The sequence below is a fragment of the Micromonospora sp. NPDC048040 genome (assembly GCF_055587185.1).
The window spans coordinates 111,144-118,410 of record NZ_JBVJGT010000019.1 but is presented as its reverse complement, the minus strand read 5'-3'; the positions used below and the strand labels follow the sequence as shown (position 1 = coordinate 118,410).

The following is a 7,267-nucleotide window of genomic DNA, read 5'->3' as shown; positions in this document are numbered from 1 at the left end:
TCTCCAGGCGCGGTTCGATCGTCCACCCGGTGCGGCGTGGCCAGCCAGGCCGAAAGACCCGCCGGCGGGGGGGGGGGGGGGGGGGAGAAAACCCCCCCCCCCCCCCCCCCCCCCCCCCCCCCCCCCCCCGAGCCGGGGTCAGCGCCGACCCTCGCGGCGCCTCAGCGTGCGCTCGTAGTCCTGGAACCGCGCCTTGGCGATGACCGAGCGGTCCGCCGTGCGGAGCACCAGCCCCTCGGACCGGCCGGCCGGCCCGTCCAGGGCCACCGTGGTCCGCGGCAGGTGGTCGACGAGGAACGTGTGGGTCTTGTCGATCTCGCGGGGCAGGTCCCCGGCGGCGACGGTGGCGAGGCGGGGCACGGTCGCCAGGCCCAGCGCGTCGGCCCGCGCGACGAGGTCGGCCTCGCCGAGGAAGCGCTGGCCGCCGCCGTCGCGCCAGGCCGAGATCCGCTGGGCCGGCCAGGAGAGCATCGGCGCGGGGTCCTCCAGCACCGCCACGTCGAACAGCCGGTGCCCGACCCGCCGGCTGGCCGTGTAGTGCCGGGAGGCGGCGGTGACCTTGCCGCCGTACACCTCGAGGTAGAAGACGGTGACCCGGTCGTCGGCCGCCGCGCCGGTCAGCCGCTCGGCCACGTCGCGCAGCGCGTCGACGATGCCGAGCGCCGGGTTGCCGATCAGGTCGCCCCGCGCGTACAGCAGCTCCTCCCGGCTGCCGATCAGGTACGCGCCGTCGGGCAGCACGACGATCCGGGCGTTCGTCCCGTCGATCTTCTCGGTGAGGGTGACCGGCCCGGTGAACTCGACGCACTCCGCCAGCAGCCCGCCGTCGCGGGGGTCGAGGGCGTGGTAGGTCGGGATCGACGGGTACTTGGTCAGCGAGTTGATCGCCCGCAGGTCGACCGTCCGGACGTCGAGGCTGGACACGGCTTCCTCCTGGGTGGCAGCTCCGCCGCACCGGGCTGCGGCGCGGCGCTGGGCGAGCAGCGTATCCGCCCGCGACGGGGCGCCTCGTGGCAATTTCCGGCCCGCCGCGTCCACCCTGGACCGTCGACGGGCGGAAATGTCGTACCCGGCGGCGACCATCCATCCATGGCTGTCCCCGCTCTCACCCCGCACACCGACCAGCCGCGTTCGGTGCCGCTGCGCGAGGCGCGCACCCGGCTCACCCAACTCGTCGCGCTGGCCGAGCTGACCGACGCCGTCACCGTCGTCACCCGCGACGGCGATCCCCGACCGGTCGCGGCGATCGTCCCGGCCGCCGCCGCCCGCACGGCCGCCCAGGCCCGCGCCGACGCGGACCGCCTCGCCGCCGTGACCGCCGGCTGGGCCCGCCGGCTCGACGAGGCGCACCGGCGCAGCAGCCGGCGGCACTCCGCCGAGCTGCGCGCGGTCACCGCCGCCCTCGCCGAGGCGTGGGCCGAGCTCGACCGCCGCGTCCGGCCGGGCAGCGACCCCGACCTCGCCCGGCTGCGCGCCGCCCACGCCGACCTGCTGGCCGCCGACCCCGCGCCCTGACGGCGGCGATCCCGTGCCCGGACGGCGCCGCGACCCGCCGGCGGCGTCAGACGGCGGGGTACGCGTGGGTCTCCGCCGCCTTGACGGCGGCCCAGACCGGCTGCCCCGGAGCCAGCCGGAGCTGGGCGGCGGCGGCCGGGGTGACGTCCGCCGCCACCTCGACCGGCCCGTCGAGCCGCACCCGCAGGTTGTCTCCGTGCCGCTGCACCCCGGCCACCGTCGCCGCCCAGGTGTTGCGCGGGCTGCCCTCCGGCCGGGACGGGTGCAGGGCCACCGCCGACGGCCGGAACGCGACGAACGCGTCCCCGTCGATCCGGTCGGCGACGGTGAGGGTCAGCCCGTCGGCGACCCGGACGCGGTGCCCCTCGGCGCGGCCCCGATGCAGGTTCAGCCCGACCAGCCGGGCCACGTAGTCGGTGCGGGGCCGCGCGGTGACCGTCGCGGCGTCCCCCTCCTGCACCACCCGCCCCTCCTCGACGATCACCAACCGGTCGGCCAGCACCAGCGCGTCCAGCGGATCGTGGGTCACCAGCAGCGTGGCCCCCGGGTGCGCGGCGAGGTGCCGGTGCAGCTCGGCCCGGGTGTCCAGTTTGGTGCGCGCGTCGAGCGCGGCGAGCGGCTCGTCCAGCAGCAGCAGCGCCGGCGCGACGGCGAGCGCGCGGGCCAGCGCCACCCGCTGCGCCTGCCCGCCCGAGAGCTGCCGGGGCCGGCGGTGGGCGTGCTCGGCCAGGCCGACCCGGTCCAGCCAGGCGCGGGCGGTATCCCGGGCGGCGCGCCGGTCGGCGCCGTGCCGCCGCGGCCCGAACGCCACGTTGTCCAGGGCCGTGAGATGCGGGAAGAGCAGGTAGTCCTGGAACACCACGCCGACCGGTCGGCGCTCCGTCGGCGTCCAGGCGCGCCGCGCCGGCCGGTCCAGGTCGACGCCGTCGAGGGTGAGGTGGCCGGCGGTCAGCGGGAGCAGGCCCGCGAGGGCCCGCAGCGCGGTGGTCTTGCCCGCGCCGTTGGGGCCGAGCAGCGCGACGACCTCGCCGGCGGCGACCCGCAGGGGCACGTCGAGGCGGAATCCGCCCCGGTCCACGACGAGGTGGGCGTCGAGCAGGGGCGCGCTCACGGGCTGGTGATCCAGCGGTCGCGCAGCCCGGCCAGGATGGCCACCGAGACGGTGAGCAGGACGAGGCTGAGCACCACGGCGGCCTGCACGTCCGTCTCCAGCGCCAGGTAGACCGCCAGCGGCATGGTCTGCGTCCGGCCGGGATAGTTGCCCGCGAAGGTGATGGTGGCGCCGAACTCGCCGAGCGCCCGGGCCCAGCACAGCACCGCCCCGGCCGCCAGGCCGGGGGCCACCAGGGGCAGGGTGACGTGGGTGAACGTCGTCCACCGGCCCGCGCCGAGGGTCGCCGCCGCCTCCTCGTACCGGCGGTCCGCGCCGCGCAGCGCGCCCTCGACGGCGATGACGAGGAACGGCATCGCGACGAACGCCTCGGCCAGCACGACGCCGGCGGTGGTGAACGGCAGGGTGATCCCGAAGGTCGCGTCGAGCCAGCCGCCGAGCAGGCCCCGCCGGCCGAAGACCAGCAGCAGCGCCACCCCGCCGACCACGGGGGGCAGCACCAGCGGCACGGTGACGAGGGCGCGTACCAGGCGGCGGCCGGGGAACTCGACGCGGGCCAGCAGCCACGCCAGCGGCACCCCGAGCAGCAGGCAGAGCAGGGTGGCGAGGGTGGCGGTCAGCAGGGACAGCCGCAACGCGGTGAGCACGCCCGGCTCGGTGAGCCGCTGCGGCAGGGTGGCCCACGGCGTACGGGCCAGCAGCCCGACCAGCGGCAGGACGAGGAACGCCAGGCCGAGCACGGCCGGCAGCAGCAGCGCGACCGGCACCCCGGCGCCCCGCCGTCGCCGCACGCCGTCGGTACGCCTCACGGCGTCTGGAAGCCGGCCTCGGTGAGCACCGTCCGCCCCCGCTCCGAGCGGACGTACGCGACGAAGGCCCGCCCGCCGTCCCGGTTGGGCGCGTCCCGCAGCGCCACGATCGGGTAGTCGTTGACGGCGCGGGCGGACTCGGGGAACTCGACGGCGGTCACGTCGGCCGCGGCGGCCAGCGCGTCCGTGCGGTAGACGAGGGCCGCGTCGACCTCGCCGAGGCGCACCTTCGACAGCGCGCCCCGGACGTCCTGCTCCAGGGTGACCGGGGTGAGGCTGACCGAGGCGGCGTCGAGCGCCGTGCGCGCCGCCGCGCCGCAGGGCACCTGCTCGGCGCAGAGCGCGACGGTCAGCCCGGGGCGGGTCAGGTCGGCCAACCCGGTCACGCCGCGCGGGTTGCCCTTCGGCACGGCGACGACGAGCTGGTTGCGGGCGAAGGTGGCGGGGTCGCCGTCGGCGTTGCCGGCCTCGGTGACCGTGGCCATGTTCCGCGTCGCCGCCGAGGCGAACACGTCGGCCGGCGCGCCCTGGTTGATCTGGGCGGCCAGCGCCGAGCTGCCGGCGAAGTTGAAGACCACGGTGGTGCCCGGGTGGGCCGCCTCGAAGTCCCGGCCGAGCCGGGTGAAGGACTCGGTCAGCGAGGCCGCGGCGAACACCGTCACCGTACCGCCGACGCCCGTGCCGCCGGCCGGGCCCCCGGCGGCCGAGCCCCCGCCGCCGCAGCCCGCCAGGCCCGCGAGGGCGAGCACCGCCGCCACCGTACGCAGCCAGCGCCGGCCCGGGCGTCCGGGCCGTGGCCGGGGTGTCGCCGTCAAGATGTCTGCCTCCCTCTGCTGGTCGGGGTGGTGGCCCGTTCCACCACCACCGTGGTCGACTTGATCACCGCGACGGCCAGCGAGCCGACCCGCAGGTCCAGCTCGTCGACGGCCTCCCGGCTCATCAGCGAGACGATCCGGAACGGCCCGGCCTGGATGTCGACCTGCGCCATGACCGTGTCCTTGACGACGTTGACCACGATGCCGCGCAGCCGGTTGCGGGCCGACGAGGAGTCCGACCGCTCGTCGGGGTCGGCGGCCTGCCCGCGCGCGAACGCGGCGAGGTCGACCCCGTCGATCACCCGGTGCCCGTGCTCGTCGCGGCCGGCGGCGAGCCGGCCGGCGTCCACCCACCGGCGCACGGTGTCGGCGCTGACCCCGAGCAACTCGGCCGCCTCGCCGATGCGGAACGTCGTCACCGGCCCATCCTAACCATCCGGCAGATGCGATGGGTCAGCCCCCTTTGCCCTCGCGATTGCCGCCTCCTGAGCGGCTGGCCCTGGCGTTCGCGGGTGGCGACACGCATCGTGCGGTTGGCGCGCGGGGAGGCGGCATGCGTCGGGGGTGGACGCCGCCAGGGGAGGGCGGGCGACGTCGACGCACGGCGGGTCGGCCGGCGGCACGGGCGCCGCCGACGGGCCGGTGCCACGGGCCGTCGCAGCAGGGCGGGTCGGGAAACGGGTGCGTGGCCGGGGGCCGGCCGGCGGCGCGGGCGCGATTCGGCCGGGGTGTCGACACGGGCCGTGCCGGTCGCCTTCCGTACTGTCGCGGCGGTGCGGCATGGACCACAATGGAGGGCTCGCGCGGGCGGCGACCGGGAGGCCGAGTTGGGTCAGGACAAGGAGACCGGCGGCGACTCGCCGGGGCTGCCGGCCGTGGCGGCGGCGTCCGGTGGCGTGTCGCGGTCCCGGCAGGTGCGCCTGGCGGCGCTGCTGCTCCTGCTGGTGGTGGTCGCGGTCGCCGCGGTGCGGGTGATCGTCGCCAGCGGCCCGCCCACCTGGGACGAGCTGCGCGAGCGGGCCGGGCTGACCAACCGCGACAGGCTGCTCATCGGGGTGAAGGACGACCAGCCCGGGGTGGCGCAGAAACTGGAGAACGGCGCGTTCGAGGGCTTCGACATCGACATCGCCTACATGATCGCCGAGGACCTGGGCTTCGACGCGCCGGAGGTGACGCTGCTGCCGATCGAGAGCGAGGACCGGGCCCGACGGCAGGCCCGCGACACCGACGGCAGCTTCGTCACGGTCGACCTGGTCATCGCCTCCTACAGCATCACCGAGGAGCGCCGGGACCAGGGCGTGGTCTTCTCCTTCCCCTATCTGGAGACCGAGCAGTCGGTGCTGACGCGGGCGTCCGACCGCCGGCAGGTCGCCAGCCTGCGGGACCTCGACAAGGCGAAGGTCTGCACGCTGGGGACGTCCACGTCGGAGCAGCGCCTGCGCGAGGCGGGCGCGAACCCGATCGGTCGCAACCGGATCAGCCAGTGCGTCCAGGCGCTCTACGACGGCGAGGTCGACGCCGTCACCACCGACGCGGCGATCCTGGCCGGCTTCGTGGGCCCGCGTCCGCCCGGCGAGCTGCCGCCGGCGACGAAGCTGCTGCGGCGTACGGAGCTGCGGCACTGGGACATCGGCGCGGACGCGGCGGAGAAGTGGGGGGTGAACACGGGGCCCAACCCGGCGATGCGGGACCTCGTCAACCTCTCCCTCTACCAGTCTGCGAAGGGCCCGGACGGCGACCGGTGGAAGGCGGCGTTCGACCGCTATCTGGCCTCGGAGCAGCAGCACAGCAACCCGCAGCAGGTGGCGGTCGGCCGGCAGCCGGAGCCCGAGGAGAAGGTGGAGGTGCGGCAGTGGCCGTGGGAGAGATGGGCGCTGCCGTCTCCGAGCCGGCCGCCGTCGGGCGTCCGGACCGCCGCCCGGGCACGAAGCAGGCGCAACAGGCGCAGCAGTGGCTGCTGACGCTGCTGCCCGCGTTCCCGGTGCTGCTGCTCGTGCTGCGGCTGTGGCGGCTCAGCCGGCAGGACATGCCGACGATGCTGCTGCTGGTGCAGTACGTCAGCCCGCTCGGGCTGCTCAGCGCCCTGCTGATCGCGCTGGTGTGGGCGTTCCCGCTCGTCGTGCTGGTGCTGGCCGCCCTCGGCCGGCTGCTCCAGGTCAGCGCGCCTGACCGGTTCGACCCCGAACGCTCGCTGCTCGCCTACGGCACCGTGCGTACCCCCGGTTGGGTCCTGGTGGCGGCGATCGCGCTGGCGGCCCTCACCTGGCAGTTGCGGTTCCTGCCGCTGCTGCTGATGCTCGCCCTCTGGCTGCTGGCGCTGCGGACCCGGCTGCGCCACCCGGACCGGCCCCGCCGGCTCCTGGTCACCGGCCTGGTGCTGCCCGTCGTCGCGGGGGCCGCGAGCTACGCCTGCCTGGCGCCGGCCGTCGTGGCCGCCGGCCGGCAGGGGGAGCTGGCCACGGCCCTGCTGCTGGTCGTGCCGCCGGTGGGGGCGGCGGTGCTCACCGGCCCGGTGCCGCGCCCGGTCGCCCCGGCGCTGACCCGCACCCTGGCGTACGCGGTGGCGGCGGTGGTGCCGCTGGTGATGGGGGTGGTCTTTCTCCGGGTCCCGCTGCTGCCCGCCGTCGCCGTGGAGGTCGGCGCCGAGTCGGGCCCGGCCCGGGAGGTGGTACGCGGCCAGGCGGTCACCGTCACCGACCGGATGACGATCGTGCTCGACGGGCGGGGCGAGGTGCGCTTCCTGCCCAACGACCTGGTACGCGGCCAGCGGCTCTGCCCCGACCCCGGGCGGATCCCGGTCAGCCGGGTCGACGTGTACGGCTGGCACGTGGAGGAGACGGCGCTGGACTGGATGATCCCCCGACAGCCGGTGGGCCGGCCGGACCCGCGCTGCCTCGGCCGCCTGCCGGCCCCCGGTCCCGCCGCCCCGCCCACGCCGCCCTCCCCGGGCCCCCGCTGACGGAGTCGACCAACGCGGGCCGCGCGTCCGCGCCGCGGCGACGCAGCGTGACGCGACG

Annotated in this window: 8 protein-coding genes; 3 read left to right on the top strand and 5 right to left on the bottom strand. The window is 76.6% G+C overall.

Going from position 1 to position 7,267, the window contains the following annotated elements:
* Positions 1-138 precede the first annotated feature (138 nt).
* Positions 139-924, bottom strand: a complete 786-nt coding sequence (locus tag ACZ6O2_RS19870; RefSeq protein WP_466023846.1) for an RNA ligase family protein — start codon at positions 922-924, stop codon at positions 139-141.
* Positions 925-1,089: 165 nt separating this feature from the next.
* Here ACZ6O2_RS19870 and ACZ6O2_RS19865 point away from each other — a divergent pair, with 165 nt between their 5' ends.
* Positions 1,090-1,515 (top strand): type II toxin-antitoxin system Phd/YefM family antitoxin, encoded by a 426-nt coding sequence (locus tag ACZ6O2_RS19865; RefSeq protein ID WP_350707268.1) that lies wholly within the window; start codon positions 1,090-1,092, stop codon positions 1,513-1,515.
* A 46-nt stretch (positions 1,516-1,561) separates the two neighbouring features.
* Here ACZ6O2_RS19865 and ACZ6O2_RS19860 read toward each other — a convergent pair whose 3' ends face one another.
* From ACZ6O2_RS19860 to ACZ6O2_RS19845, 4 genes are read right to left on the bottom strand one after another with little or no spacing between them, the layout of a single operon-like run.
* Positions 1,562-2,626 carry an ABC transporter ATP-binding protein gene (locus ACZ6O2_RS19860; protein ID WP_466023845.1) on the bottom strand — a complete coding sequence of 355 codons (1,065 nt, stop codon included), beginning with the start codon at positions 2,624-2,626 and terminating at the stop codon, positions 1,562-1,564.
* Complete coding sequence (locus ACZ6O2_RS19855; RefSeq protein WP_350707271.1) at positions 2,623-3,435, bottom strand: ABC transporter permease; 813 nt, start codon at positions 3,433-3,435, stop codon at positions 2,623-2,625. Before ACZ6O2_RS19855 ends, ACZ6O2_RS19860 begins: the two co-directional genes overlap by 4 nt.
* Positions 3,432-4,202, bottom strand: a complete 771-nt coding sequence (gene modA, locus ACZ6O2_RS19850) for a molybdate ABC transporter substrate-binding protein (RefSeq protein WP_466023851.1) — start codon at positions 4,200-4,202, stop codon at positions 3,432-3,434. The genes ACZ6O2_RS19855 and modA overlap by 4 nt, the downstream gene beginning before the upstream one ends.
* 44 nt (positions 4,203-4,246) lie before the next feature.
* A complete protein-coding gene (locus ACZ6O2_RS19845) occupies positions 4,247-4,669 on the bottom strand; it encodes a TOBE domain-containing protein (protein WP_350707273.1) in 423 nt (140 codons plus the stop codon).
* Between the two features lie 408 nt (positions 4,670-5,077).
* Here ACZ6O2_RS19845 and ACZ6O2_RS19840 point away from each other — a divergent pair, with 408 nt between their 5' ends.
* Positions 5,078-6,211, top strand: a complete 1,134-nt coding sequence (locus tag ACZ6O2_RS19840) for a transporter substrate-binding domain-containing protein (RefSeq protein ID WP_466023844.1) — start codon at positions 5,078-5,080, stop codon at positions 6,209-6,211.
* Positions 6,103-7,209, top strand: a complete 1,107-nt coding sequence (locus tag ACZ6O2_RS19835) for a hypothetical protein (protein ID WP_466023843.1) — start codon at positions 6,103-6,105, stop codon at positions 7,207-7,209. Before ACZ6O2_RS19840 ends, ACZ6O2_RS19835 begins: the two co-directional genes overlap by 109 nt.
* The last annotated feature ends 58 nt before the right edge of the window (positions 7,210-7,267 follow it).